This window comes from Cystobacter fuscus, assembly GCF_002305875.1.
Lineage (GTDB): Bacteria > Myxococcota > Myxococcia > Myxococcales > Myxococcaceae > Cystobacter > Cystobacter fuscus_A.
In genome coordinates this window covers 8493852-8518760 of sequence record NZ_CP022098.1, presented here as the reverse complement: position 1 = coordinate 8518760, position 24909 = coordinate 8493852, and the positions used below count along the sequence as shown (strand labels likewise).

Annotated in this window: 26 protein-coding genes; 14 read left to right on the top strand and 12 right to left on the bottom strand. The window is 66.2% G+C overall.

The window, feature by feature from the left end; genetic code table 11:
• Positions 1–88 precede the first annotated feature (88 nt).
• A complete protein-coding gene (locus tag CYFUS_RS34250) occupies positions 89–700 on the top strand; it encodes a hypothetical protein (protein WP_095989049.1) in 612 nt (203 codons plus the stop codon).
• A 9-nt stretch (positions 701–709) separates the two neighbouring features.
• Here the strand turns inward: CYFUS_RS34250 and CYFUS_RS34245 are convergent, their stop codons facing one another.
• Positions 710–2314 (bottom strand): leucyl aminopeptidase, encoded by a 1605-nt coding sequence (locus CYFUS_RS34245; RefSeq protein ID WP_095989048.1) that lies wholly within the window; start codon positions 2312–2314, stop codon positions 710–712.
• Between the two features lie 122 nt (positions 2315–2436).
• Here CYFUS_RS34245 and CYFUS_RS34240 point away from each other — a divergent pair, with 122 nt between their 5' ends.
• The 3 genes from CYFUS_RS34240 (at position 2437) to CYFUS_RS34230 (ending at position 4645) form a co-directional block, all read left to right on the top strand.
• Positions 2437–3330: a zinc dependent phospholipase C family protein gene (locus tag CYFUS_RS34240; protein WP_095989047.1), complete on the top strand. Its 894-nt coding sequence runs from the start codon at positions 2437–2439 to the stop codon at positions 3328–3330.
• 113 nt (positions 3331–3443) lie between these two features.
• Entirely contained in the window at positions 3444–4220 is a 777-nt protein-coding gene (locus CYFUS_RS34235; protein WP_095989046.1) for a sulfite exporter TauE/SafE family protein, read from the top strand.
• Complete coding sequence (locus CYFUS_RS34230; RefSeq protein WP_095989045.1) at positions 4199–4645, top strand: hypothetical protein; 447 nt, start codon at positions 4199–4201, stop codon at positions 4643–4645. The genes CYFUS_RS34235 and CYFUS_RS34230 overlap by 22 nt, the downstream gene beginning before the upstream one ends.
• Positions 4646–4663: 18 nt before the next feature.
• Here CYFUS_RS34230 and CYFUS_RS34225 read toward each other — a convergent pair whose 3' ends face one another.
• Together CYFUS_RS34225 and CYFUS_RS34220 are read right to left on the bottom strand one after the other, a co-directional pair.
• A complete protein-coding gene (locus tag CYFUS_RS34225; protein ID WP_198316241.1) occupies positions 4664–5902 on the bottom strand; it encodes a serine hydrolase domain-containing protein in 1239 nt (412 codons plus the stop codon).
• On the bottom strand, positions 5899–6669 hold the full coding sequence (locus tag CYFUS_RS34220; RefSeq protein WP_095989044.1) for a 3-hydroxybutyrate dehydrogenase: 771 nt from the start codon (positions 6667–6669) through the stop codon (positions 5899–5901). Before CYFUS_RS34220 ends, CYFUS_RS34225 begins: the two co-directional genes overlap by 4 nt.
• A 126-nt stretch (positions 6670–6795) precedes the next feature.
• On the opposite strand from CYFUS_RS34220, the gene CYFUS_RS34215 reads away from it, so the two are divergent.
• From CYFUS_RS34215 to CYFUS_RS34205, 3 genes are all read left to right on the top strand, one after another.
• Positions 6796–7152 (top strand): DUF6184 family natural product biosynthesis lipoprotein, encoded by a 357-nt coding sequence (locus CYFUS_RS34215; protein ID WP_232536972.1) that lies wholly within the window; start codon positions 6796–6798, stop codon positions 7150–7152.
• A gap of 190 nt (positions 7153–7342) precedes the next feature.
• Positions 7343–7885 (top strand): GFA family protein, encoded by a 543-nt coding sequence (locus CYFUS_RS34210; protein ID WP_232536971.1) that lies wholly within the window; start codon positions 7343–7345, stop codon positions 7883–7885.
• Between the two features lie 55 nt (positions 7886–7940).
• On the top strand, positions 7941–8762 hold the full coding sequence (locus CYFUS_RS34205; protein WP_095989042.1) for a methyltransferase domain-containing protein: 822 nt from the start codon (positions 7941–7943) through the stop codon (positions 8760–8762).
• A 114-nt stretch (positions 8763–8876) separates the two neighbouring features.
• On the opposite strand, the gene CYFUS_RS34200 is transcribed toward CYFUS_RS34205, so the two are convergent.
• From CYFUS_RS34200 to CYFUS_RS34195, 3 genes are all read right to left on the bottom strand, one after another.
• Positions 8877–9335, bottom strand: coding sequence for an immunity 26/phosphotriesterase HocA family protein (locus CYFUS_RS34200; RefSeq protein WP_095989041.1), 459 nt, complete (start codon positions 9333–9335; stop codon positions 8877–8879).
• Positions 9336–9493: 158 nt separating this feature from the next.
• The gene (locus CYFUS_RS51165; protein ID WP_157758823.1) at positions 9494–10219 is read right to left on the bottom strand and encodes a hypothetical protein; all 726 of its coding nucleotides are present in this window, start codon (positions 10217–10219) and stop codon (positions 9494–9496) included.
• Positions 10220–11734: 1515 nt separating this feature from the next.
• On the bottom strand, positions 11735–11971 hold the full coding sequence (locus CYFUS_RS34195) for a hypothetical protein (protein WP_157758822.1): 237 nt from the start codon (positions 11969–11971) through the stop codon (positions 11735–11737).
• A 119-nt stretch (positions 11972–12090) separates the two neighbouring features.
• Between CYFUS_RS34195 and CYFUS_RS51160 the strand changes: the two genes are divergently transcribed.
• Entirely contained in the window at positions 12091–12390 is a 300-nt protein-coding gene (locus CYFUS_RS51160; RefSeq protein ID WP_157758821.1) for a hypothetical protein, read from the top strand.
• Between the two features lie 323 nt (positions 12391–12713).
• Positions 12714–14327: a M57 family metalloprotease gene (locus tag CYFUS_RS51155; RefSeq protein WP_232536969.1), complete on the top strand. Its 1614-nt coding sequence runs from the start codon at positions 12714–12716 to the stop codon at positions 14325–14327.
• Between the two features lie 119 nt (positions 14328–14446).
• On the opposite strand, the gene CYFUS_RS34180 is transcribed toward CYFUS_RS51155, so the two are convergent.
• The 3 genes from CYFUS_RS34180 to CYFUS_RS51150 all read right to left on the bottom strand — a co-directional run bounded on the left by CYFUS_RS34180 (position 14447) and on the right by CYFUS_RS51150 (position 16089).
• Positions 14447–14629 (bottom strand): SDR family NAD(P)-dependent oxidoreductase, encoded by a 183-nt coding sequence (locus CYFUS_RS34180; RefSeq protein WP_095989038.1) that lies wholly within the window; start codon positions 14627–14629, stop codon positions 14447–14449.
• Positions 14630–15049: 420 nt separating this feature from the next.
• Positions 15050–15934, bottom strand: a complete 885-nt coding sequence (locus tag CYFUS_RS34175; RefSeq protein ID WP_157758820.1) for a hypothetical protein — start codon at positions 15932–15934, stop codon at positions 15050–15052.
• A gap of 17 nt (positions 15935–15951) precedes the next feature.
• Positions 15952–16089, bottom strand: a complete 138-nt coding sequence (locus tag CYFUS_RS51150) for a hypothetical protein (protein WP_157758819.1) — start codon at positions 16087–16089, stop codon at positions 15952–15954.
• A 137-nt stretch (positions 16090–16226) separates the two neighbouring features.
• On the opposite strand from CYFUS_RS51150, the gene CYFUS_RS51145 reads away from it, so the two are divergent.
• The gene (locus CYFUS_RS51145; protein WP_232536968.1) at positions 16227–16394 is read left to right on the top strand and encodes a hypothetical protein; all 168 of its coding nucleotides are present in this window, start codon (positions 16227–16229) and stop codon (positions 16392–16394) included.
• A gap of 214 nt (positions 16395–16608) precedes the next feature.
• Here the strand turns inward: CYFUS_RS51145 and CYFUS_RS34170 are convergent, their stop codons facing one another.
• From CYFUS_RS34170 to CYFUS_RS34155, 3 genes are all read right to left on the bottom strand, one after another.
• On the bottom strand, positions 16609–16938 hold the full coding sequence (locus tag CYFUS_RS34170; RefSeq protein ID WP_095989036.1) for a YnfA family protein: 330 nt from the start codon (positions 16936–16938) through the stop codon (positions 16609–16611).
• A gap of 170 nt (positions 16939–17108) precedes the next feature.
• Entirely contained in the window at positions 17109–18131 is a 1023-nt protein-coding gene (locus tag CYFUS_RS34165; protein ID WP_095989035.1) for a hypothetical protein, read from the bottom strand.
• Between the two features lie 905 nt (positions 18132–19036).
• Positions 19037–19813, bottom strand: a complete 777-nt coding sequence (locus CYFUS_RS34155; RefSeq protein ID WP_095989034.1) for an LCCL domain-containing protein — start codon at positions 19811–19813, stop codon at positions 19037–19039.
• A 627-nt stretch (positions 19814–20440) separates the two neighbouring features.
• On the opposite strand from CYFUS_RS34155, the gene CYFUS_RS34150 reads away from it, so the two are divergent.
• From CYFUS_RS34150 to CYFUS_RS34135, 4 genes are all read left to right on the top strand, one after another.
• The gene (locus CYFUS_RS34150; RefSeq protein WP_095989033.1) at positions 20441–21865 is read left to right on the top strand and encodes a lipase maturation factor family protein; all 1425 of its coding nucleotides are present in this window, start codon (positions 20441–20443) and stop codon (positions 21863–21865) included.
• Between the two features lie 233 nt (positions 21866–22098).
• Positions 22099–22629, top strand: a complete 531-nt coding sequence (locus tag CYFUS_RS34145) for a DUF2087 domain-containing protein (protein ID WP_095989032.1) — start codon at positions 22099–22101, stop codon at positions 22627–22629.
• Between the two features lie 185 nt (positions 22630–22814).
• The gene (locus CYFUS_RS34140) at positions 22815–24482 is read left to right on the top strand and encodes a serine hydrolase domain-containing protein (RefSeq protein ID WP_157758818.1); all 1668 of its coding nucleotides are present in this window, start codon (positions 22815–22817) and stop codon (positions 24480–24482) included.
• Positions 24483–24555: 73 nt separating this feature from the next.
• On the top strand, positions 24556–24891 hold the full coding sequence (locus CYFUS_RS34135) for a hypothetical protein (protein WP_095989030.1): 336 nt from the start codon (positions 24556–24558) through the stop codon (positions 24889–24891).
• Positions 24892–24909 lie beyond the last annotated feature (18 nt).

The window sequence follows — 24909 nt, the reverse complement described above, 5'->3', positions numbered from 1 at the left end:
CCGCGGCGGCCCACCCTTCCATACCCCTGGCCGCTTCCGCCTTCCGTCCCCAGCTTGTGTCCCAGGCCATCCGGCCAGGGGAGAACACATGGACGCAAGGCGGTTGTTGGGGTGGGGCCTGGTCGCGCTCTGCACGGCGTGCAGCGGGGCGAAGCAGGCGGTGCGGGCGTCGTCCGATGAGGCGGTGGGAGGCTCGGGCCCCGTGGCGGAGCGCTCCCAGGAGTCGCTGCTGCCGCCAGAGTCCCGGCGCTATGTGGATCAGACCCTGGGCTTCGAGCTGACCCAACCGGGCGGCGACTGGCTCCTGGATGAGACGGACGAGCAGACGCCCGAGGGGCTCGCCATTCCCGTCGTCCTGCGCCATCGCACGAGCGGTGCCCAGGTGGTGTTGCAGGTGGCGCCCGCGGTGGCCTCGCCCATCCAGTTCGCCGAGCGGCTGACGCTGGGGTTGCGCAGCCAGCCCGGCTTCGTCACCAGCGATCCGGAGCCGCTGCCCCTGTCCGACAGCGCCGTCGGCTTCCAGTTCGCCGTGGGCGACAACGTGCGCGGCCGCGTGGTGGTGCGTGACGGCAGCGCGGGCCACGTCTTCATGATGCTCGCCACGTGGCCCTCGGCCGCGCCGGACGAGGTGCCCGAGACGGTGAACACCCTCTTCGAGAGTGTCCACCCGCTGCCCGTGGAGGTGCCCGAGCAGCTCTGAGCCCGGGACTCAGCTCCGGGCGCGCCCGCCTCGCGCGGGCTTCGCCTTGGGAGCCGGCGCCGCGGGGGCGGCAGGGGCCTCCGTGGCCTCGCTGCGCTCGAGCTGCGCGGCGCGGCGCCGCACGTACTCCACGAGCGTGCGCACGCCCACGCCCGTGGCACCCTTGCCGTTGTAGCCGCGCTCCTTGGGGCTGACCGACGGGCCCGCGATGTCCAGGTGCACCCACGGCGTGTCCCCGACGAACTCCTTGAGGAAGAGCGCCGCGTTGGTGGCGCCGCCCCAGCGCTCGCCCGAGTTCTTCATGTCGGCGATCTCCGAGCGCAGCGCGTCCTTCTGCAGCTCCGTCACCGGCATGCGCCACATCTCCTCGCCCGCCGCGCGCGCCGACTCCAGCACCTCGTTCACCGTGGCGTCGTGGTCGCCGAACGCGCCCGTGAGGTAGTGGCCGAGCGCCACCATGCACGCGCCGGTGAGCGTGGCCAGATCGATGAGCGCCGCGGGCTTGTGCTCGTTGGCCCAGGTGATGATGTCGCCGAGCACCAGGCGGCCCTCGGCGTCCGTGTTCGTCACCTCCACCGTCTTGCCCGAGCGCGACACGAGCACGTCGCTCGGCCGGTAGGAGGTGCCCGACGGCATGTTCTCGCACGCGCCGATGAAGGCGTGCACGGGGAAGGGGGGCTTGAGCGCGGCGATGACCTTCATGGCCCCGAGCACCGCGGCCGAGCCGGCCATGTCCGTCTTCATGTCCACCATGGAGTCGGTGGGCTTGAGCGACAGGCCGCCGGAGTCGAAGGTGATGGCCTTGCCCACCAGCGCCACGGGGGCCTGCTTCGCGTGCCGGGCGTTCTTCGGCGTGTACGCGAGGTGGATGAGCTGGGGCTCGTTCACGCTGCCCTGGGCCACCGCGAGGAACATCCCCATCTTCAACCGCTCGATCTCCTTGCGCCCCCCCACGCTCGCCTTGAGCCCGCTCTGGCGCGCCATCTGCTGCGCCGCCTTGGCCAGCCGCTCGGGGTTGATGACGTTGGGCGGCTCGTTGATGAGATCCCTCGCCCAGTTGGTGGCCTCGGCCACGTGCTGCGCGAGCGCCACCGTCTGCTCCAGCTCCTTCGTCTTCTCCCCCTCGGCGAGCGCCAGCTTCACCGTGGTGAGCCGGGGCGCGTTCTTCTCCTCGCGGGCCGAGGACTTGTAGGTCTCGAAGCGGTAGGCACCCAGCTCCAGGCCCTCCACCACGGCGCGCACGGTGGCCGAGGCGTCCAGCCCCCCCGGCAGCGCGAACACCAGCGAGCGCACCTTGAGCCGCTGGGCCGTCTTCGCGGCGCGGCCCGCCGTCAGGCGCAACACCTCGGGGGTGAAGCGGGCCCGGGTGCCCAGGCCGAGCAGCAGCACGCGCTCCGCCTCGAGCTTGCCGAGCGTGTGCATCACGAAGGTCTGCTCGCTCTTGCCCTTGAAGCCCTCCTGGGTGGCGGCCGGCAGCAGCCGGGCCTCGAGCGCGGCGTGGGCCTGGGCGAGCAGGCCGGGCGCGCCTTCCCCGGTCTCGCCTTCGAAGAGGGGAATCACGAGCAGCTCACCGCTCGTGCGGGCGAGTTCGCCGGAGATGAAACTGAAATTCATGCGGGGGGACAGCTCCTGAAGAGGGAAAGGGGCGCAGGACTGTAGCGCCCGGAATGTTTCAAGCAAGAAGGGTCGAACACTCCCGCGTTGCATTGCCCCGTGGGGCTGACTAGGTCCTGCCCATGCCTTCGTTGTTGCTCCACCTCACGGCCATCGAGCGGCTGGCCGCCAATCCCGGCGAGCTGCCCGAGGACTTCATCCGCGCGCTCTCCGAGGATCTGGCCTATGCGCGCTTTGGCGCCGCCCTGCCGGATCTGCCCCTGTGCGATGGGCTCGTCGGCGGGCTCGCCGCCAACTTCTCCGGGCGGGACTGGCCCCCCTTCGCGCGCCTGTTCCACGAGCGCGCCCCGGTGGCCCTGGGCCTGAAGATGGCCGAGCTGGTGGCCGCCGGCGCCCTGGTGGGCACCGAGGCCGGGCTCGCGATCCTCGCCGGCTACTTCACCCACCTGTGCCTGGATCGCGCGCTCCACCCCCGGGTGGATGAGCTGGTGCTGCGTCACCGGCGCCGGGGCGAGCACGCGCTCGTCGCCCACCGGCAGATCGAATGGACCCAGACGCTCTTCTACCTGCGTGAGCTGCATGGGGCGGACCTCATGGGCAGCCCGCGCCTGCGCTCGCGCTTCCAGGTCACCAAGAGCGCGGGCATGCCGCTCAAGGGCATCGGCCGGGGCATCTACGAGCTGGTGCGGCTCGCCTCCCAGGAGACGCTGCAGCAGGCGCCCACCAAGGCCGAGCTGGACGGGTGGGTGCGCGGCCTGTACCTGGGCGGGCTCTACCTCTCCAGCCCCCTGGGCCGCATGCGCGCCCTGCCGGCCTGGTCCCAGTTGAGCTTCCAGGAGCTCTACCGCAACGACTCCTTCGACTTCGCCGCCGAGGTGGAGCGCGCCGTGGAGCAGTCGCGCGCGGTGCTGCGGCGGCTGTTGGCCTTCATGGCCCGGGGCATTTTCACTCCCCGTGCCCGCTCGCGCTTCCTCTCCGAGTTTCCAGAGGGGAACATCGGCGCGCGCGCCGCCTAGGGAGAGCCTCCCGGCGTTGTCCCGCGGTAGGGGGCAGCCAGCCGATCGAGCCCCGAGCGAGGGGGGAATGCTCCTATCCGATCGTCAAGGGGGCCCCTATCCTCTTTTTGGGTATGACGCTTCTCCTGTTGATCGCAGCGGGTGTGTTCGCGGGCACCATGGGTTCACTCCTGGGGGTCGGAGGAGGTGTCATCCTGGTTCCGGCACTCGTCCTGGGGTTCAAGGTGCCGCTGGAGGACGCGGTGCCGGCGAGCCTGATGTGCGTGGTGGCCAGCTCCTGTGGCGCGTCGGCGAGCTACGTGGAGCGGCGGCTGAGCGACATCCGCCTGGGGCTGACGCTGGAGCTGGCCACGGTGACGGGCGCCATCGTCGGCGGGCTGGTGGCGAGCCTGGTGGCCCCCGCCTGGGTCGCCCTGGTGTTCGGCCTCTTCGCGCTCTACGTGTCGGCGCAGATGCTGCTGGCGCGCGCGGCGGTGGAGCAGGGGCTCGAGGACTACGAGCCCACCAACTACCCGCTGGGCATCTCCGGCTCGTTCGTGGCCGGCGGCCTGTCGGCGCTGCTGGGGGTGGGTGGCGGTCCGCTCAAGGTGCCGCTGATGAACCACGGCATGCGCGTGCCCTTCAAGGTGGCCAGCGCCACGAGCAACCTGATGATCGGCGTGACGGGGGCCGCGAGCGTGGCCGCCTACGCCTGGCGCGGACACGTGAACCTCGCGCTGGTGGCGCCGCTGGTGGTGGGGGTGTTGGCGGGCGCCTCGGTGGGCAGTCGGATCATGCCGCGCCTGCCCACGGCCGTGCTGCGACGGATGTTCGCCTGTGTGCTGCTGGTGGTGGCGGCACAGATGCTGTGGAAGGGAGTGGAGGGGATATGGACGAGCGTGGCGAGATGATGACGAAGAAGGTGTCCGTGCCCGTGGCGCAGTGGGTACCCCAGCGGGTGCGCCCTCGGGCCGTCTCGGGCTCCTACCCGGCGGTGCCCCGGGTGGGCACCCCCTCCACCTCCACCGAGCACATCGCGCGCGCGGAGGCCGGGGAGCGGTGGATCTCCCGGCTCCTCCGGGGAGGCGCCGCTTGCAGTGGCGTGCTCTTCCTGACGTCCCTGGCGCTCGAGTCCCTGCCGGACAGTGAGCCCGTGCACGTGGCCATCGACGTGCTGCGCAAGGGCGCCGCGTCCGCGCTGCTGGTGACGCCGGTGGTGCGCCTGGTGGTCGCGGGCACCACGCTCGGCATCCGCGGCGAGTGGCGCTATGCCGCCTACGCCGCCGGGGTGTTGAGCCTGCTCGCGGTGGCGGTGGGGGCCGGGTTCCACGCCTGAGCCCCAGCGCCCGGGCGCTCAGTCGACGAGCGCTTGATAGACGAGCTGGCGCAGCTGCGAGCGCAGGGGATAGGCGCTGGAGGGCATGAGCTGGGTCATGAGGACCACGGTCAGGTGCTCGGCCGGATCGACCCAGAACGCGGTGCTCGCCATGCCGCCCCAGTGGTACTCGCCCACGCTCGTGGGCGTGCGGTAGGCCACCGGATTGTCGACCACGGCGAAGCCGAGCCCGAAGCCGACTCCGTCGAACCGGGTCTCGGCGAACAGCGGCCGACCAAAGGTGGCCAGGTCCGCTTTTCCCGGCAGGTGGTTCTGGGTCATGTAGCGCACGGTCCTCGGGGACAGCAGGCGCACGCCGTCCAGCTCTCCGCCCCGCAGGAGCATCCAGGAGAAGCGCGTGTAGTCGCGCGTCGTCGACACCAGCCCACCTCCACCCGACAGCCACACCGGAGGCCGCATCACCTCCTGGCCGATCGCGTCGATGCGCGCGGTGCCCGGGGCTCCGGGCGCGCGGGTGTACAGCGCCGCCAGCCGATGCCGCTGGGCCTCGGGACACCAGAAGGCGGTGTCCGTCATCCCGAGCGGCCCGAGGATGCGCTCGGAGAAGAAGGTGTCGAGCGACTGGCCGGAGACGACCTCGACGAACCGGCCGAGCACGTCCGTGGCCACCGAGTAGTTCCACTCCGCCCCGGGCTGGAACGCGAGCGGCAGCTTCGCCCACCCGCGCACGCGCGTGGCGAGATCGGCGCTGCCCATCTCGGCTTCCGCGACCCGGTAGAGCTCGTCGGTGACGTGCGTGCGGTGGAAGCCGTACGTCAGCCCCGCGGTATGGGTGAGCAGGTGCCACACGCGGATGGGCTCCGTCGCGGGCACGGTGACGGGTTTGGCCGCGGGGCCTCCGGTGTAGACGCGCGGCTCGGCGAACTCGGGCAGCCAGCGGCTGACGGGATCGGACAGCTCGAAGGCGCCTTCCTCCCAGAGCATCATCGCCGCGACGGAGGTGAGGGGCTTCGTCATGGAGTAGATGCGCCAGAGGGTGTCCGTGCGCACCGGCACGCCCGCCTCCTTGTCGGCGAGCCCGTGGGACGTCAGGTGCGCGACCTTGCCGCGGCGAGACACCATCACCTGCCAGCCGGCGAGCCGCCCGTCGTCGACGTAGCGGCTGAAGTGCGTGTCGATGCGCCGCAGCCGCCGCGCGTCCAGGCCCACCTCGCCCGGGTCCACGTTGACGCCAAAGCCCATGCTGGAGTCCGTCATCGCGCCGTCCACCCGCAGTCCATCATCTGGGCGGCGCCGGTGATGCCGCTCGCCGCGTCCGAGCACAGGAAGGTGGCGTAGGCGGCCACCTCCGAGGGCTCCAGGAGCCGTTTGACGGCGGCGGGAGCGAGCATGATCTTCTCGATGACGTCCGTCTCGCTCATGTGGTTGACGCGGGCCTGGTCGGCGATCTGCTTCTCCACGAGCGGGGTGCGCACGTAGCTGGGGCACAGGGCGTTGACCGTCACGCCCTTGTCCGCGGCCTCCAGGGCCACCGTCTTCGTGAGCCCCATGAGCCCGTGCTTGGCGGAGATGTAGGCGGACTTGTACGGCGAGGCGACCACGCCGTGCAGCGAGGAGATGTTGAGGATGCGGCCCCACTTGCGCGCGTACATGAGGGGCAGGGCGTAGCGGGTGAGCAGGAAGGGCCCCACGAGCATGATGCGGATCATCAGCTCCCACTTGTCCTCGGGGAACTCCTCCACGGGGGACACGTGCTGGAGCCCCGCGTTGTTCACCAGGATGTCGAGCCGGCCCCACTCCTTCTGCGCCCGCTCCACCAGGGCCCGGCACTCCTCGCGCGAGGACACGTCGGCCCGCTGCGCGATGGCGTTGGGGATGCGCCCGGCCACCGCGCGCGCGCCCGCCTCGTCGAGGTCCGACACCAGCACCCGGACCCCTTGCGCGCCCAGCGCCTCGGCGATCGCCTGGCCAATTCCACTCGCCGCGCCCGTCACGAGCGCACACCTGTCCGTCAACGTTCCCATGGGTGCTCCTTGCATGGGGGGAATCATCCCCAGTGAGAGGTGCACCGACAAGCCCGCCCTTCGGGTTTCGCGGGGGTCCTCTTGACTCTTGCCGGTATGACGCACCCGCGCATAAACCCCGCGTCCATGAACATGAACAACTGGCTGTGGATGTTGGGAGTGGTGGGACTGATGGGCTGCGGCGTGAGTTCCCAGTCCGATGCGGTGACCGTGACCGCCCGGAACATGTGCGCGAGGTACGAGAGCTGTGGCGACATCGGCAGCGGCAAGGCCTATGCGAACGAGGATGACTGCATGATCAAGCAGAAGGCCGACTGGAACAACCGTTGGTCGGTGGCGGCCTGTGACGATCACATCAATGGCGACAACTTCGACTTCTGCCAGGATTCCATCAAGGTCATGTCGTGTGACAATGTCGTCGAATGGATCGTGCTTGTCGCGGACAAGTGTTCCCGGGACAAGGTCTGTAGCGGCAATCCGTAATCCGTAGACCCGAGCGGAGCACTCGCGCGCCGTCACCCGGACCCCTCGGGTGAACGGCGTGGAGGCTGGAGCACCGGGTTCACGTACCGGCGGATGACAGGGGGCGCTCGGCCCACCCGCTCTGGAGCGGCGGTTTCTGGGCGGGAGTGTAGTCCCTGGATGGTCTGGTTTGACTCAAGGACGAGGCGAGATGAGTGTTGATTCGGGTAGGTCCCACCTCGTCGCGTGCGCATGCGGCCAGGTGGTATTCGAGGCGGCGGGTGCGCCGATCCTGACCACGGTCTGTGATTGCGCGAGCTGCCGCGAAGCGGGCCGGCGGATCGAGGCGCTTCCCGGCGCGGCACCGGTGCTCGATGCCGATGGCGGCACCAGCTTCGTGCTCCATCGCAAGGACCGCGTGCGCTGCACGAGGGGAGGGGAGCAGCTCAAGGAATATCGCCTCAAGCCCGATTCGCCAACACGGCGGGTGGTGGCGACCTGCTGCAATTCGGCGATGTTCCTCGAATTCAACAAAGGCCATTGGCTGAGCCTGTACCGGAACCGCATCCCCGGTGCGCCGCCGGTGGAGATGCGAGTGATGACCCGGGACCGCCCCGAGGGCGCGCCCCTGGACGGAAACGTGCCTGCCCATGCCACGCATTCGGTGGCGTTCATGTGGCGGCTGTTCGCGGCGTGGTTCGCGATGGGACTGCGCACTCCGCGCGGTATCGACGGCACGAAGATCGAGGCCTGAGCGGCACCGACGCCGAGATGGCGATTGGGAACATCAACTGAAGCAAGGAGAAGTCATGGGCACGGATGTTTATTTGCTTGGCCACGAGGCCGCTGAGGATCAACGTCTGGTTCGCCAATCGCAAGAGATGGCGGGGGAGGCGAGCTGGCTCTTCGACCAACTCGACCTCCCTGTGGGCGCTCGCGCGATCGACCTGGGCTGTGGTCCGAGCGGCGTGCTCGAGCAACTCTCCGTGCGCGTGGGCTCCTCCGGCACGGTGGTGGGCCTCGAGCGCGGTGGAGACACGCTCGCTCGCGCACGCGCGTTCGTGGCCGAACATGGCCTGCACAACGTCGAGTTGATTCAAGGGGACGCGCGCGCGACGGGGCTACCGCCCGGCTCATTCGATCTCGTCCATGCGCGTCTCGTACTCGTCAACGTCCCGCGACCCGAGGAAATCGTCCGTGAGATGGTGGCGCTGGCGCGGCCGGGCGGCGTGGTCGCCAGCCACGAAGCCGACTACTTGCCGCATCGCTGTGATCCGCCCTGCGCGGCGTGGGATCGTCTCTTCGAACTCTTTCACGCACACTCGCGTGATCACGGCATCGACTTGTTCGTGGGCCGGCGCTCTCACCGCCTGCTTCGCGAGGCCGGACTGACGGATATCCAGGTCCGGCCCCTCATTCACGTCTATCCGAAGGGCCATCCACGTCGCGAGATCTTCGTCCACTTCATCCAGAACGTCCGCGCGGAGCTGCTCGAAGCCGGAAGGATCGAGGCCAAGGAGTTGGACAACCTGATGACCGAGCTCGTGGCACATCTGGCGCGCGAAGACGTGCTCGTGATCTCACACATGTTTTTCCAGGTGTGGGGACGAAAGCCCAACCAAGCTGGGTGAGCCTTCGTTCCTTGCTTCTCGGTGTCTCCGCTCGCGCCCACCGCGGTAGGCGAGATGATCCTTTTGGCCGAGCGCGGACTGGTCGCTGTCGAGCGCCTCGGCCTTCAAAGCACTCTACTGCCCCAACTCCTTCCATATGTGCTCTAATGAATCATTGGGCCGCCCCATGAAGGCGTCAAGCAGGCGTTCCTCGACACCGTGGGACTCCCAAACAGCCGCTGGCTCAAGCCCAATACATTCTAGGGGGGATGCCTCTCTCGAATTGCCGAGGCTATCGAAAATCCAGCAGCGGCGGAGTGGGCCCACTTCCATTCTGAATTGGACAATGGGTTGAGTCAGACGCTCCTCAATCTCTTTCCACCCTATACGCTCCCATGACTTCGGGCGTGGATGGCTGACAACAATCCTGAAGAGTATGGGCTTTGATGCGATCCTGTCCAGATCTGAGTCTGGGCTGGCGGTTCTGTAGTCATAGAAGGCATCAAATGGTGATTCGAGAACCCTTCCATAGCCGAAGGAGCCATCTGCGAGGGGGATTCTCAAGAATGAACCTGGTTTATGTGTTGGCCGCATATCCTAATATCCTGTGTAAGGGTGAATCTGGCCCCAGTGCGTTGTAGCAGCGTCATGAAACCGCCTGCCTCGCGGGTTGTCTTTTGCCACGGCACGCACGATGTTCCCGGTTCGATAGGGCTTGCCCGTGTCGGACTGGGCGCCTCCATGGAAGTCTATCAACTGCTGCTCTCTTCCGCGAATCCGCCAATACGCCAATACGCTGGGTCATCATGCCGCAGATCGTAGTCAATGGCGGTTCCGATATCGAATACATCAGGCAGTGCTTTGTCGAATGAAGCATCCTTCGGGTCTTGGTTCTCGTCAATATGATGATTCATGTCTCGGAATTGAATGGCTAACTGGGCCTGGAGGTCAGGTGGCAGGCCGAGATCAACGACCATGCTGGTTCGCCCTGAGTAATAGAGCTTGGTTTTCTTGTTGAGCTTTCTGTAGGTCACATAGAGACGGCCGCGTTTCTTTTTTCTTTCCCTATCGGATTCTCCATCTGGCCGTCCACTGGGAGGAGCGTGAGGGGAGGACAGCGATTCAGATTGGGCCATGGGCGCGCTTGTCGTCACTGCCACTGTGCCGTCAGGCGCTTGGTGAATGAGGATGTCTATATCGATGGTGCGCGAATTCGCACAGCTCTTTGGGGGATACCGATCCCGAACCCATCCAAAGACATCGCCGAAATGTGTGCCGTAGAACTTGTCCGCGATGTCGATGGGGGTCTGCTCCCCGGCCACAACCGCTTTGACGGTGAAGCAAAGCAGCAGAACACTTCCCGCGGCCGCAACCACCGCGCCACCCGTGACCAGGGCTTCTCCTGCCGCAGAGCCAGTGCCTGCTCCTGGCACGGTCGTGCCACCTTGCGGCGCCGGGCGGAGAATGCCGCGGGGCACCCCATCTCCTGCTCCTCCGCCAGAAGCCCTCGCAGCGGTGGTGGGGAAGGGGGGAGTGGAGTCGTCGGCGAACCCGCCCCCGGCGAAGGCACGGCGGCAGATGCTCCACCTTGTTCTGCCTGCTCAAAGTCGCTGCTCGGGACGTAGACGCAGTACCTTGTCTGTCCAGTGGCAGGGAGAACGCTCCGGGGGACGCTGCTACACCCTACAAGCAACATGCATGTCAGCAGAGCCATCCCTCTTGTCACCTGGCGCCTCCTGGCATGGGCTCCACTCGCGAGGAGCCCCACCTGGGATTACAGGGTGGCCGTACGGTCGAGTCAACCACGGAGAGGAGGTCGAGAGGGGTCCCCGGATCGCGTCCGCGTGGCCAGGGAGCCTCACGTGGCCCACGGCCTCAGCGGAAGTAGCTCTGGGAAATGTCCTCCGAGTCGCCCAACTCCAGCGCGGGTGCGGAGGCCGCCACGAGTGACTGGCGGAAGTGGAGCACCTTGCCGGGCAGGGGCGTCGACGTGTCCGCGGCGTCCTGGCCTTTGTGGGTCGCTGACCTCAGCTGTGTGAATTCAAACAGGACTGGCGGTGGGGGTCTTCGCGACCACTATCAACGTTCATATCTATCCGTTCCACCCCAAGTCCGGTGCTGGCTGGGCAGGGGTGGAGTGGATGGTGGACGTGGCCACTTCGAGGGTCGCGCCATGGCGAACGAAAGGGAACGAGGCTCATGACGGTCGCGGTAGGGACGGCCCTTCGCCGTTTCCGGCTGAGGCCGCCCCCCGCACAGATCCCAGCGAGCGGAATTACCGCACTGGGCTCCCACCTCGGGTCTTGGCGTAGAATCGTTCGTCGGGCCAAGGATGCTGGGTCTTCGCGGGCGGCAGCCACCGGTCCGCGAGCCGAGTCATCCGCTTCCAGTTCAGCCGGTGACGCTGGCTTCGCCGTCGCAGGCTCTTCACCCACGCGCGGATGACCTCCGTTCGGAAACGGCCGATGATTCGGTTGTTCGTCGGTACCGCGTGGTACGCGAAGTACCCGCGGACGACAGAGCCGAGCCAACGACCTTGCTCATCAACTGGATCATGTCGGCGCCGCGCCATGGCGCCCTTGAGCGCCTGGAGCGTAGCTCGCATCCGCTTCGAGTCCGTGTGCCGGGTCAGCAAGAAGCCTCCCCGGCGGGACTTCCCGCAGATGTGAACCAGCCCGAGGAAGCGGAAGGTCTCCGCCGCACCTCGCTCACCTCGTCTCAGTCGCTTCGCGTTCGCGTAGCGCCCAAACTCGAGCCGAAATCCTTCCACGGTCTTTTGGAGCCATAGGCCTCGGTGAGAAGGGTGCTCGCGATAGCTCAAGGAACCCAGCGCTTGACGCCATAGTGCAGCACCACCACGCCACGCTGGTACGTCCGGGTGCCGAGCTACTCGAGCCCGACGAGCTGGGAGCGCCGCGGGGCGAGCCTGCCCCCGCAGCTTGGGCAGGAGAAGACATCCACTGCGAACGTCCTGCGGAGCAACCCGGCCCGGTCTAGCCTCGGGACGCGCTGCCGCTTCCTGCACCTCCTCCCTGCTCCCGCTCCTCCCTCTGCTGCTTCGTCCTCGCCCGGCGCCGCCGCCGTGGCGAGGCGACGTAGGCGAAGCTCTCCAGCTCCTGGTTGGAGTGCTCCAGGCGTTGCTGAGTCTGCTTGAGCTTGGTGATGTCGTTGAGGATCAAGGAGAAGCCGATGATGCGCTCGTTTACATGGATGGGGGCGAGCAGGCCCATGTACCAGCCGGAGTCCACCGCGTCCGAGGTCTGGCCCTCGAATATCTGCTCTTTCCAGAGGAGAGCATCTGCTGGACGCAGTGGCGCGTCTTCTCGACCGACTCCGGAGTGAACCAGTCATGGATGATCGTGCCAATCACTTTCGCGGGGATCAGGTCGGCCACGGTCCGATTGATGAAGCGGATACGCGCCTCGATGTCGCACGTGATCATGAAGTTCGGCGACTGGGCGAGCAGTATTTGGGGACCGAAGATGTCCTCGACGCTCGGCTGGGCCGACACAGCTCGGTGGTCAGGCGGTTGAGCGCCACGGCGAGGGGCGCCAGGGGGGCCGCTCCCTTCCTGACACCGGGCGTGGGGCTCGCGTGCCGTGATGCGCGCGATCAGCGTAAGCAGTTCCTCGAAGGTCACATCCCGTAGTGTCAGATACATCTTAGTTGTAGCACGGTTGGACCCGCAACAGGTGAGGATTCAACAACCGTGAGATTGCTCCTTGTCTTTACCTGATGTGTGTGCTAGGGTTCGCCTCGCCGCCAGCATTTAGACTGGTACGCCTGAGGCAACCCCATGCGCCTGGGTCCGTTTGGGTGGGGAGATCCCGGTTTTCTGGCCGTCTCGTGGGGCAGGCGGGCAGGCGAGGGGTTGAGCCGTCAGCCCGTGTCGCGTCGATCGGACGCTATAACCATTGAGAGCCATTCATGGAATGGCCTTTGCTCACTGCCTGTAAATGCAGAGACAATTATATGAAAATCAATAGCTGTTCATGGATCCTGGCTGCTGTCCGTGTTGTATCCATCTCCGCGTTCGCGGCCTGTGGCGGCTCGCCCGGCACGGAAGCGGGTTCGTCCGAGGACGAATCGATTTCGAGCACGTCGGTTTCGATGAGCTTCGAGGAGTTCGAGGCAAACGCTTATCAAGAGCCCGGGACGGGGGTCTATATCGTCGACGGCGACATCCCTTTGGAGTCGCACGCGAAATTGAAGGAGTTCTACGATCAGCATTTCCAGAATGGCGCGCTGATCGTCAATCGCGTCAACAGTGTGGACGATCGATGGAGCACGACCCAGAAGCGGAGTCTGAGCTATTGCGTCAGCACGGCCTTTGGCTCCAGGCATGATTCGGTGGTGCAAGCCATGGCCAGCGCCGCCAATGATTGGCAGGCTTCGGCCGATGTGCGACTCATCTACGATCGCGCGCAAGATGGTAACTGCACGAGCCTCAATCCGAATGTCGTTTTCGACGTCAACCCTGTCAATCTGGGGCAGTACTCAGCGCGTGCATTCTTCCCGAGTTACCCTCGGCCCATTCGGAACATCCTCATCGATGAAGTCGCCTTTGGTTCGCAGGGACCCTGGACGCTGACGGGTATCTTGCGGCACGAGATCGGACATGTGCTGGGGTTTCGTCATGAGCACACGCGTGTTGGTATCGGGGGTTGCTACGAGGACGGTAACTGGCGTCCGTTGACGACCTATGATTCGGCATCCGTCATGCACTATCCCAGTTGCATGGGAATCAATACAGGTGACCTCGTCCTGACCCAGAAGGATCGCGATGGGGCCAGGGCCTTGTATGGGATCGCTCTCCATTTCAGTCTGCATACCGGCACTCCCTTGGGGGAGACGGACGACCGATGGGCGTTCGCGATCGCCGACAACGGGGACCTCTTCTCCATCCTCAAGAGCGGCACAGGGACGCACAGCACCGAGGTCCATATCCTCTCCGCGGCGAGCAACTACCAGAGCTTCAGCATGCACACCGGGACCGCACTGGGAGAGACGGGGGGAAATTGGGCGTTCGCGGTCGCCGCGAACCGGGATCTCGTCGGCATCCTCAAGAGCGGCACAGGGACGCACAGCACCGAGGTCCATATCCTCTCCGCGGCGAGCAACTACCAGAGCTTCAGCATGCACACCGGGACCGCACTGGGAGAGACGGGGGGAAATTGGGCGTTCGCGGTCGCCGCGAACCGGGATCTCGTCGGCATCCTCAAGAGCGGCACGGGGACGCACAGCACCGAGGTCCATATCCTCTCCGCGGCGAGCAACTACCAGAGCTTCAACCTGCACACTGGTACTCCGCTGGAGCAGACAGACGACTCGTGGGAGTTCGCGGTCGCCGCGAACCGGGATCTCGTCGGCGTCCACAAGCGCAACACGGGGACGTACAGCACTGAGGTCCACGTCCTCTCCGCAGCGAACAACTACCAGAGCTTCAGCATGCACACCGGCACGCCCATCGAGGAAACGGATCAATCCTGGCAGTTCCTTGTCAGCAGGCAGCGTGACCTGGTGGGCGTCAAGAAGAACGGGACGGGCACGCGGAGCACAGAGGTCCACATCGTCGATCTCCCGTGACGTCGCTCGCTCCGGCGGCTGTGGCGAGAGCCAATCCGGGGCGCGTGAACGTGTCCGGGAACTGGTCTGGCGTGGGCGGCCACTCAGCCACTCACGCTGCCACTCGCGCTGAGAGGGTGTCAAAGAACTCGAGCGGCTGCGCGATGGCGTTGGGGTTGCGCCCGGCCACCGCGCGCGCCCGCCTCGTCGAGGTCCGAGACCAGCACCCGGACCCCTTGCGCGCCCAGCGCCTCGGCGATCGCCTGGCCAATTCCACTTGCCGCGCCCGTCACGAGCGCGCACCTGTCCGTCAACGTTCCCATGGGTGCTCCTTGCATGGGGGAATCATCCCCAGTGCGAGCAGCACCGACAAGTCCGCCCTTCGGGTTTCGCGGGGGTCCTCTTGTCTCTTCCCGTCATGACGCACCCGCGCATAAACCGCGCGTCCATGAACATGAACAACTGACTGTGGATGTTGGGTGCAGTGGGACTGATGGGCTGCGGCGTGAGTTCTCAGTCCGATGCGGTGACTGTCGCTGCCCGGAACTCCTGCGCGGCCTACGCGCGCTGTGAAAAGCTTGGCAGCGGCAAGACGGGGGCTGGCACTCGCGTGGTGCTGCTCGGAGAACCCGCCCCAGCACCAGCTCGCGGTGAGCTGCGTCTGGAGCGCCGCCAGCTGGGGCTTCAGGTGAAGAAGGCCATCAGGAGCGTCAGCAGGATCCACAGACCCGGCAGTCAGCCCATCAGGTCACCGACATGGCGGCGTGGATGAAGCAGAACTTCACGAGGGCGCCCAGGATGGCGTCGATCACGTGGGGCTGGCGCATCCAGAAGGAACTGCCCTTCGGGAATACCTTGATGCAGATGTCGATGATGATCTTCGCCAGCCCCGCGTAGTCCGAGTAGAACCACACGGGAGCCATGCTCTCCGGCAGGATGTAGGCGCCCGCCAGCCGGGCCACGCTCAGCGTCGTGATACCGCCCACCGCGCGCCGGTAGAAGCTTGCCCCCCTGCTCAGCAAGCGCCGGGTCTGGAGCGGGTTGAGTTGCATGCCCGAGTCCAGGTCGTGCAGGACGAGCGTCTGGTTGCGGAAGCCTTGGGTCATCACACCCGTCAACTGTCCCTGCGCGGGGGACATGTCGAAGCCCGGCGCCGCGGTGAGCCTTCCCGTGGAGCGCGATGTCAGCTGCTGGCTCGCGGAGACCACCAGGTTGCTGCGCGTCAGGGCCTGGATGATGAAGTTGATACAATTGCCTATCTGGCTTGGGTTGAACTGACCGTGCTGGGAGGCTAGCCGCTGCCCGTCGCGCGTCACGTATTGCGTCAGGAAGTTCTGGTTGACGGCCCTGCCCGGACGCGGCACCACCCGCTCCAACTCGTCCACGTGGTAGGTGTCCACGCGGAACTCGACGATGAGTGCGTCCGGGCTGCGGAATATCACCCGCTCATCGTAGTAGTAGCCCTGCGTCGGGTGACGCCCGCTGCTCACCTGTTGCATCACCATGTCTTGCGCCATGCCCAACCGGTGCGGGTCGAACCCCACGGCGCGCACCACCCGACCGTTGCGTCGCAAGTAGAGGGCGGAGTGTCCCCAGAGGTTCGCGATCTCCTCCGGGTTCGTCATCATCAGCGCCATGTACTGGTCTAGGCCTGGGGACCCGGCTGGATGATGATACCCACCGCGTTCTCGTTACCCCGGTTCGGAGTGAACCCATCCATCGTGGACCAGATGTAGGCATCCGGCAGAATCCGCTTCAGCAGGTCGAGTAGCTCCTTCATCATGTACCTTTCTGTTCTGACGACCACACCCGTAATCGTAGAGTAAACAGTATACCACGAAAGCGTCCCCCAAGCAGGAGCGAGGCCGGAGGAAGAGAGCCCGTCCTTTGCCGCGACGGTGGAGGAGCAAAAATGTTTATTTGCTCGGCCACGAGGCCGCGGAGGAGCAACGTCTGGTTCGCCAAGCGCAAGAGATGACGGGGGAGGCGAGCTGGCTCTTCGACCAGCTCGACATCCCCGTGGGCGCTCGCGCACGCGCGTTCGTGGCCGAACATGGCCTGCACAACGTCGAGTTGATAATCGTCTGATAACGGATTTCAGTTGAATGTTCCGGTCAAGACATACAAACAATCCCGTTCGGGGAGCCCTCGGTAGAGCCTTCGCGCGGTGACGACGGTTCTACCCTCTGTGGGCGAACAGGAATCGATATAAGATATAGGTTTCTGTACCCGTTCACCGGGTTGATGCGCCCGGAAGGGGATGAGAACACTCAACTGAAATCCGTTATGACACCCTCCAAGGCTATTTCCGGGGCCCAAGCACGATGATGGCCATTCCCGTCATGGCAACGAGCGCGCCGATGATGTCCCAGGCCGTGGGCCGTTCTCCCTCAACGAACCACAGCCAGCCGAGAGCCACGGCGATGTACACTCCTCCGTAAGCCGCGTATGTGCGGGCCGCTCCGGTGGGATGTAGCGTCAGGAGCCACGCGAACACAGCCAGGCTTGCGGCCGCGGGGAGGAGCAGCAGTGGTGACCTGCCCTCGCGCAGCCACAGGTAGGGAAGGTAGCAACCGAGCACCTCGGCCAGTGCCGTGAGGACGAAGAGCCCGAAGGCGCGCAGCAGCAGCACGGTGCGGTGCCTCTCACGGGAAAAAGGGGCCAGCAAGCTCCCATTACTACAGGTTTGCTCGGCCTTGAACTTCGCGTTGAAGCTTCGTCTCTTCCTTCGCCCTATGGACACTCCCTTCCGTGTAGCCGACTTACGAGGTATGTCCACGGAAACGGATCAAGCCCAGCCCGCTAGAAGCTGATGAAGGCGTACAGCGCGCGGTGGTTCGACTTTGTACTGCTCACCGTGTAGTCGATCGGCGACGGTTGCACGGCCCCCTGGACGAACAGGTAGTCGATCTTTGATGCCCCGTGCGTGGCCGCCGTACCGTAGCCGGTCATGCCCTGAGCGCTGAGCGTGGTCGAGGGGATGTTCCTGCGGTTCGCGTCGATGCCCACGATGCGGATCGTCGATGCGTTTATCAAGCGGGTCGCGTCCGCCCCGATGTGGATGCCGGTACCGTTGATGCCGGTGTTCCCGTCACCCGCGCACGCGTTCGCCGAGTTCTCCTCCGGAAGGTGCATGGTCGCCGCGAACACCGTGGTGCCGGTCGCCTTGATGGTGAATCGCGCGGCGATGGCGCTGGTGCGCTTCCACTTGTATTGATACGTGGTACCGGAATCGCTGTTCGGCGGCTTGTACAGGGTGCATCCAGCCCCCCCGTTGTACGCCATCCCCGGCTTGAGCCACCCGGCACTCCAGTAGGCCGAGATGTCGTCGGCGGCTAGGCTCAACCGCCCGGTGTTGTAGATGATGCCGTTGGTCTGCTTCTTCTTCAGGTCGCCCAACGACTGATCACTGCACTTGTGGCTGCCTCCCCATGGCTCGGGATCGTCCCAGGCAACGAGCGCCTTGTACGTCCCCACCGGCAGCCCGAACATGGCGGAGAGCTGGTCGGCGTAGGCCTGTGCCTGCCCGATACCGCGTACCTGCTGCACGATGAGCAGATCGGGGGCGACCACTCCGGAGGTACCGGTCTGCCCAGCGTCGTCGACGAGCATCGACCTCAGGTGGTCCGTACCCGAGACCCGGGTGCAGGTCCCGTCGGCGTTGTTCAGGACCAGGTTCTCGATGTTGTTGCTGTACACCCGCAACACCCGATCCGTCGGCTGTCCCGAGATCATGGCGTCCGCGTCTGTGGGCCGGAACGCGGCAAATACCGCGATCAGCGCGAGGCCCGTGAGCACGACCAGTCTTCTTCGATAGATGAACACTGTTTCTCCTTCTCCGCGGTAGAAGCGCTCAGCCCAGGGCCACGGCAAGGGGCAGGCCGAACTCGTGTTCGAGCATGCCCCATTCGCTTCCGGGGTTGACCTCCAGGAAGATGTGCAGTCCCGCGAGTAGGACAATGAGCCCCACGGCGTCTTACACGACCCCCCGTTCGGCGACCAGGCGTTCCATGCTACCAGGCCGTCACGGCTGAAAGCTCGCGGAGACGGACCTGGCGTTGAGGTGTGCCAGATTGGTTCCACGCCTCGGACTTCTGGATCGCGCGACTTGTCCTCCAGTGCGGCCTGGGGCTTGCCTACCTGATTGCCTTCCTGGTCGCGCTGGAGCAGTTCCGCCCATTGCTCGGTGAGCGGGGTCTCCTTCCCGCGCCGCGGTTCATTGCCAGGGTTCGCTTCCGCGACGCGCCCAGCCTGTTTCACTTCCGCTACTCCGATCGCCTGCTTGGTCGTCGTCGCGCTCGCGGGCATCCTCCTGTCGCTCACGATCGTCCTGGGGCTGCCGGATGCCTGGCCGGTGCCTCTCACGATGGCGGCATGGCTCGTGCTCTGGGCGCTCTACCTCTCCATCGTGAATGTCGGACAGACGTTCTACTCCTTCGGCTGGGAGTCGCTGCTCCTCGAGGCTGGCTTCCTCGCCGCGTTCCTCGGCCCGGCTTGGAGCGCGGTGCCCGCTCCGATCCTCTGGCTGTTCCGGTGGCGCCGGGGAAGGTGTCAAAGGATTCGTTCCGACACCTCGTCTCCCACGAATCGTCTGACACCCTGGAACGCTGCGCCCAGCCCTCAGCGCGGCGTGCGTGAAGCCCTCATTCTCAAGACGGTCATCCCTTGGCAGCGCTGGGCCCGCGCTTCCCGTGTCGGCCCGCCGCGCGGGAAGCGCCAGCGCCAGGCGGCTACTGGAAGTAGTAGCTGCCGTAGATGTATTCGCTGTTGGTGTAGTTGTTGCTCGTGATGTCGTTGCGGGTGCTCCCGGTATACGTCAACTGGGCTGGGGCGATCACCGCGTTGACGATGCCGCCGCTCGCGGTGATGACCCCGGCGTGGACGGCCGCGTGGCACACCGACGAATCATCCGTGTAGATGTCCGTTCCCCACACCACCCTGAAGCCGGTCGGGGAGGCGATGACCGCGGCGGTGCAGTTGCAGGACACCACCGTGCTGTTCTGGCCCCGGTAATCCTTGAGCTGGATGGGGCACGGCAGCGCGCACGCATCGGCCGACGCCACGGAGAAGCTGCCCGCATAGCCGCTGGCTTTGTAGTAGGAGGAGGAGGTCACGTCGTTGCGCGTGGAGCCCGTGTAGGTGGTCTGCCCCGCCAGCATGGTCACCCCGATGAACCCGCCGCTGGCCGTGATGGCGCCCGCATGCACCGCCGAGCGGCACGGCGACGAGTCCGACGTATAGACATCCGTGCCCCACAGCGAGCCGGTGCCGCTGGCTTTGCTGTCCGTGCAGAAGCAGGGGATCGTCGTGCCGATCTGGCCGTTGTAGACGGACATGCTGTTGGGGCAGTAGTTGCAGGCCTCCAGTTCCTGCCGCGCCGCGCCCGTGGGCTCCGCGCTCGTCAACTCCGCCGGCTCCAGCTCCGCGCCGCCACAGCCCCCCACCGCCAGCGCGCCGACCACGGCCAGCAGCCGCAACCCATACAGTCCACCGGAACTCTCGAACATCTGTTTTATCTCCTCCTCGTTTGGGTCGCCCCGGGCTGGGGCGAGGACGAGTGCTTGTACGACGTGATGAACGCATCGGTGAAGTCTCCATTGCCGACTTTCTTCACGTTCATCGCACCGCTTTCGCTGTAGGCGTCGAAGCGCTCCGACTCCGTGGCTTCCGGGTAGGCCCTCAACAGCTGATGGTGGAACCGCGGCCTGTACAGTCGGATGCTGAAGCTCGACTGTCACGGCAGGACGACGGAGCAGGTGGGGAACGTCCGGGTGTCCATCCTGGGCATCTCGCAGCCAGTACCCATTCGCCGGGAGCGTCCGTATCCCGACCCCGCTATGATGATTGCTTCTTGACTCCGCCCGCTAGATGCCGATGAAGGCGTACAGCGCGCGGTGGTTCGACTTTGGTTCCTCCTTCTCCGCGGTAGAAGCGCTCAGGCCAGGGCCGCGGCGATGGGCAGGCCGAGCTGCCCCATTCGCCCCCGGGGTTGACCTCCAGGGAGATGTGCCGTCCCGCGGGTATGACAATGAGCGCCACGGCGCCGTACACGAGCCCTCGTTCGGCGACCAAGCACCCCAGGCTACCAGGCCGTCACGGCTGAAAGCTCGCCGAGGCGGACCTAGCGTTGAGGTGTGCCAGATTGGTTTCACGCCTCGGACTTCTGGATCGCGCGACTTGTCCTCCAGCGCGGCCTGGGGCTTGCCTACCTGATTGCCTTCCTGGTCGCACTGGAGCAGTTCCGCCCATTGCTCGGTGAGCGGGGTCTCCTTCCCGCGCCGCGGTTCATTGCCAGGGTTCGCTTCCGCGACGCGCCCAGCCTGTTTCACTTCCGCTACTCCGATCGCCTGCTGGTCGTCGTCGCGCTCGCGGGCATCCTCCTGTCGCTCACGATCGTCCTGGGGCTGCCGGATGCCTGGCCGGTGCCTCTCACGATGGCGGCATGGCTCGTGCTCTGGGCGCTCTACCTCTCCATCGTGAATGTCGGACAGACGTTCTACTCCTTCGGCTGGGAGTCGCTGCTCCTCGAGGCTGGCTTCCTCGCCGCGTTCCTCGGCCCGGCTTGGAGCGCGGTGCCCGCTCCGATCCTCTGGCTGTTCCGGTGGCTGCTGTTCCGCGTGGAGTTCGGGGCCGGGCTCATCAAGATGCGGGGTGACCCCTGCTGGCGTGAGCTCACCTGCCTCTACTACCACCATGAGACGCAGCCGATGCCGAACCCTCTCTCCTGGTACTTTCACCGCCTGCCCGGGCCGCTGCACCGGATTGAGGTTCTCGGCAGTCACTTCGCCCAGCTCGTCGCGCCGCTCCTGCTCTTCTTCCCGCAGCCGATCGCCTCCTTCGCGGGGCTGGTGATCGTCATCACCCAGGCATGGCTCGTGCTGAGCGGCAACTTCTCGTGGCTCAACGTCGTGACCATCGTGCTCGCCGCCTCGGCGTTCGACGATGCCGCACTCGCACGCGTTCTACCCCTCGAGAGGGCCGGCACGATGGTGGTGGCGTGGCACGATGGTCTCGCCCTCGCGGTCACCGTGCTCGTCGTCGTGCTCTCGTACCGTCCCGCGCGCAACCTCTTCTCGCGGGAGCAGATCATGAACACCAGCTTCGATCCTCTCCACCTCGTGAACACGTACGGTGCCTTTGGCAGTATCACGCGCGAGCGCTACGAGCTCGTTCTCGAGGGCACCCACGAAGAGCGTCTCACTCCGGACACGGAGTGGCGTGAATACGAATTCCGAGGCAAGCCGACCGACCCGAAGCGGCGCCCGTCACAATGGGCGCCGTACCACCTGCGGCTCGATTGGCTCATGTGGTTCGCCGCGCTGTCGCCAAGGTATACGCCCTCGTGGTTCCCTCCGTTCGTGGAGAAACTCCTGGAGAACGACCCGGCGACCCTCCGCCTGTTGAGGCACAACCCCTTCGCGGAGCGCCCACCGCGCGCGATCCGTGTGATCCTGTACCGCTACCGCTTCACGACCTGGAAGGAGCGGCGCGACACGGGCGCGTGGTGGACGCGCACGCGCCTGGGCGAGTACCTCCCGCCCATGGCGCTCAGCGGCTGACGGCTCCCAAGTAGGGGCGAGGCCGGAGCCGGAGCATACGGGAGCGCGTGGAGCGGTTGATCGCCGCGCCATGTGTGTTAGAAATGGCCAACGGTCCGCAGTTCACCGAGGCGTCGCCGCCCCGCGAGGGGAGCTAAACCTGCACCTTCATGTGACACGGACTTGTCCCCGTGCCGAGTCGTAAGGGCGACCAGCGACATCCTTCATTGGAACGGCGCATACGAGGATAAGCCATGTCCCGACTCGCCCTCCCCTTCGAGGTCGCCGATCTCTCGGCCTTCGCCCGCTCGCTTCGTGACCAGCTCGAGCACAAGCCGAGCCATGTGGAGCTGCTCAACCTGCTGTGCCGCGCGGCCGGCTTCCGGAACTACCAGCACTTCCGCGCCGACTCAGAGGCCAGGCAACGCCTGGTCGCAGCCCAGGAAGTGAAGCCTGTCCCCGACCATCAGCTCGTCGAGAAGGTCGCTCGGCATTTCGATGCAGAGGGGCGCTTGCTTCGCTGGCCAGCCAGGAGGCCCCACCTGGGGCTCTGCCTGTGGGTGCTCTGGTCACGCATCCCGAGCGGCAGCGTGCTCTCCGAACGCGAGATCAACGAGCTGTTGAACCGCTGGCATGTGTTCGGCGATCACGCCGTGCTCCGCCGGGCGCTGTTCGAGGCTGGCCTCGTCGACAGAACACAGGACTGCCGCAAGTACCGGCGTATCGAGCAGAAACCGCCGGTCGAGCTCGGCGCGCTGCGGGCCCGTGTGACCACCGCCGCCTAGACGCGCCTCCTTCAGCGTGGGGCCTGGCTGAGCCACCGGGCCAGGCTCCCGAGCCCCACGGCCGTGGTGAGGTAGACTGTCGCATCACCATCCTGCCATGAGCCGTCCGCCTCAAGGTGTAGCGCATGCCCCGCCGGGCCAGAGCTGGGCGATATGCTGCCTCGGCCCTTCTGAGAGGACCTCCCATGCTCGCATCGCCGCGCCTCACGGTCGCGGGGCTCGTCGGCTTCATGACGGCGCTTCCGGCCCTTGCCGCCACCCCCTCGCCCATCCGCATCAACCCGGCCCGCATCGATGCGGTGTTCAAGGACTACAACAGCCCCTCGAGCCCGGGCTGTGCCCTGGGCATCTACCAGGACGGCCGGGTCCTCTACTCCCGGGGCTACGGCATGGCCGACTTGAACCAGGCCACGCCCATCACCCCCACCACGCTGTTCGACGTCGGCTCTGTTTCCAAGCAGTTCACCGCCGCGAGCGTCGTGCTGCTGGCCAACGAGGGGAAGCTCGCGCTGACGGATGACATCCGCAAGTACCTGCCCGAAATCCCAGACTACGGAACGCCCATCACCGTCGACCACCTGCTCCACCACACGAGCGGCCTGCGCGACTACAACCAGTTGCTCTTCTTCAAGGGCTACCACTACGAGGACTTCACGGATGACGACGACGCCCTGGACGTCATCGCCCGCCAGCGTGCCCTGAAGTTCAAGCCCGGGACGCGTTTCGAATACAGCAACACCGGCTACTTCCTGGCGGCGCTCATCGTGAAGCGTGTCACCGGCAAGAGCCTGGCCGAGTTCGCCCGGGAGCGGCTCTTCCAGCCCCTCGGCATGACGCGGAGCCACTTCCGCGACGACCACACGGCCGTCCTGCCCGGCCGCGCCACCGCCTACTCCCCTTCGGGGAAGGAGGCCTATCGAATCGACATGTCGAACTGGGAGCAGTTGGGGGACGGGCAGGTCCAGACCAACGTCACCGAGCTCGTCAAATGGGAGGAGAACTTCTACAGCGCCCGCATCGGAGGGCGCGCCCTCATCGACAGGCTTCAGGAGCGGGGAGTCCTGGACACGGGAGCCAGCACCTCCTATGGCCGGGGACTCTTCCTGGACACCTACCGCGGCGTGCCACGCATCCAGCACTCCGGGTCCTGGGGGGGCTATCGCGCGCTGCTGACGCGCTACCCCGCGCAACACGTCTCGATTGCCGTCCTCTGCAACCGGGGTGATGCCCGGCCGAATCTCGCCGAGAGCGTGGCGGACGTCGTCCTGGGCGAGACCTTCCGCGCGGCCGAGCAGCAGCAGGAGGCGAAGGCACCCGCGCCCGCCTCGCCTCGCGCACCGGAGGCCGCGGCCGGGGCGCTCGCCCGGTATGTGGGCCTCTACTACGACGAGAGCGCGCAGCGCGTGGTGCACATCCTCGAGCAGGACGGCCGGCTCCAGCTCCAGCCCGGCGTCGGGAGAAGCTGGCCCCTGCGGGCCGTGGGCGGCGAGCGCTTCGAGATGGAAGGCGTCCCGCTCGAGCTCGTCTTCTCGGACGGGCAGCTGACGATGTCGCGCCGTGAGGGGGTGCTGGGCGTCTTCAAGCGGGCGCAGCCGGCCCCGCTCCCGGACGGCGACTGGAAGCAACTGGCGGGGGCGTATTACAGCCTGGAGCTGGATGCCACCTGGAGCATCGAGCTGAAGGACGGGAAGGCGGTGCTGAAGGGCCGGGCCCTCGGGGCTCATCCGCTCGAGACGACCTTCGCCGATGCGCTCAACTCGACCTTCGGCCTCGTCCGGCTGACCCATGATGAAGCCGGGCGGCTGACGGGCTTCGTTTTCAACGAGCTCCGCTTCGAGCGGAAGCCGCGGTAGGCAGGGCCCGGGCCGTCGAAGCGCGCCGAAGCAAGCTCCTTGTGAAGAGCTCGATGAGGCCGGGTTGCGTGCCATGCTCGCGCATGCACTCGAGGACGCCCTGGGCCTGGCGGCCTTGCTCGCACGGTTGAAGGAGCGTTCCACCTGGGGAGCGCCTGTTTCGCTCTCCGAGGCGGGCACCCCCTTCATGGCCCCCAGCATGAGGGGGCACTCTCTGGATGAGCGCATCCATCAGCTCAGGAGGATGGCCGCCGAGGAGCATGCGCGGCGAGCGAAGGCCATCATTCTCCGCTCGCTTCGTCGTGGCTCCCGGTTCTACCCACGCGCGGGCGCCACGCGGCGGCGGAGTGCCAGCACCCGGCCGCCGCCCTTCGCCCGGCATGAGCAGGCCAGGCAGGCATTCGCTTGATCCATCCCCGAGGTCCGA

What these genes read in the sequence shown, in the direction of transcription:
- CYFUS_RS34135 (WP_095989030.1), top strand. Translation starts at nt 24,556, where the DNA reads ATGCTCGCGCATGCACTCGAGGACGCCCTGGGCCTGGCGGCCTTGCTC.
- CYFUS_RS34240 (WP_095989047.1), top strand. Translation starts at nt 2,437, where the DNA reads ATGCCTTCGTTGTTGCTCCACCTCACGGCCATCGAGCGGCTGGCCGCC.
- CYFUS_RS51150 (WP_157758819.1), bottom strand. Translation starts at nt 16,089, where the DNA reads ATGATGAAGGAGCTACTCGACCTGCTGAAGCGGATTCTGCCGGATGCC.
- CYFUS_RS34215 (WP_232536972.1), top strand. Translation starts at nt 6,796, where the DNA reads ATGAACATGAACAACTGGCTGTGGATGTTGGGAGTGGTGGGACTGATG.
- CYFUS_RS34180 (WP_095989038.1), bottom strand. Translation starts at nt 14,629, where the DNA reads ATGGGAACGTTGACGGACAGGTGCGCGCTCGTGACGGGCGCGGCAAGT.
- CYFUS_RS34155 (WP_095989034.1), bottom strand. Translation starts at nt 19,813, where the DNA reads ATGTTCGAGAGTTCCGGTGGACTGTATGGGTTGCGGCTGCTGGCCGTG.
- CYFUS_RS51160 (WP_157758821.1), top strand. Translation starts at nt 12,091, where the DNA reads ATGGATGATCGTGCCAATCACTTTCGCGGGGATCAGGTCGGCCACGGT.
- CYFUS_RS34195 (WP_157758822.1), bottom strand. Translation starts at nt 11,971, where the DNA reads ATGGGCCTGCTCGCCCCCATCCATGTAAACGAGCGCATCATCGGCTTC.
- CYFUS_RS34140 (WP_157758818.1), top strand. Translation starts at nt 22,815, where the DNA reads ATGCTCGCATCGCCGCGCCTCACGGTCGCGGGGCTCGTCGGCTTCATG.
- CYFUS_RS34220 (WP_095989044.1), bottom strand. Translation starts at nt 6,669, where the DNA reads ATGGGAACGTTGACGGACAGGTGTGCGCTCGTGACGGGCGCGGCGAGT.
- CYFUS_RS34225 (WP_198316241.1), bottom strand. Translation starts at nt 5,902, where the DNA reads ATGACGGACTCCAGCATGGGCTTTGGCGTCAACGTGGACCCGGGCGAG.
- CYFUS_RS34210 (WP_232536971.1), top strand. Translation starts at nt 7,343, where the DNA reads ATGAGTGTTGATTCGGGTAGGTCCCACCTCGTCGCGTGCGCATGCGGC.
- CYFUS_RS34230 (WP_095989045.1), top strand. Translation starts at nt 4,199, where the DNA reads ATGGACGAGCGTGGCGAGATGATGACGAAGAAGGTGTCCGTGCCCGTG.
- CYFUS_RS34245 (WP_095989048.1), bottom strand. Translation starts at nt 2,314, where the DNA reads ATGAATTTCAGTTTCATCTCCGGCGAACTCGCCCGCACGAGCGGTGAG.
- CYFUS_RS34250 (WP_095989049.1), top strand. Translation starts at nt 89, where the DNA reads ATGGACGCAAGGCGGTTGTTGGGGTGGGGCCTGGTCGCGCTCTGCACG.
- CYFUS_RS34200 (WP_095989041.1), bottom strand. Translation starts at nt 9,335, where the DNA reads ATGCGGCCAACACATAAACCAGGTTCATTCTTGAGAATCCCCCTCGCA.
- CYFUS_RS34175 (WP_157758820.1), bottom strand. Translation starts at nt 15,934, where the DNA reads ATGATGACGAACCCGGAGGAGATCGCGAACCTCTGGGGACACTCCGCC.
- CYFUS_RS51155 (WP_232536969.1), top strand. Translation starts at nt 12,714, where the DNA reads ATGAAAATCAATAGCTGTTCATGGATCCTGGCTGCTGTCCGTGTTGTA.
- CYFUS_RS34205 (WP_095989042.1), top strand. Translation starts at nt 7,941, where the DNA reads ATGGGCACGGATGTTTATTTGCTTGGCCACGAGGCCGCTGAGGATCAA.
- CYFUS_RS34145 (WP_095989032.1), top strand. Translation starts at nt 22,099, where the DNA reads ATGTCCCGACTCGCCCTCCCCTTCGAGGTCGCCGATCTCTCGGCCTTC.
- CYFUS_RS34235 (WP_095989046.1), top strand. Translation starts at nt 3,444, where the DNA reads ATGACGCTTCTCCTGTTGATCGCAGCGGGTGTGTTCGCGGGCACCATG.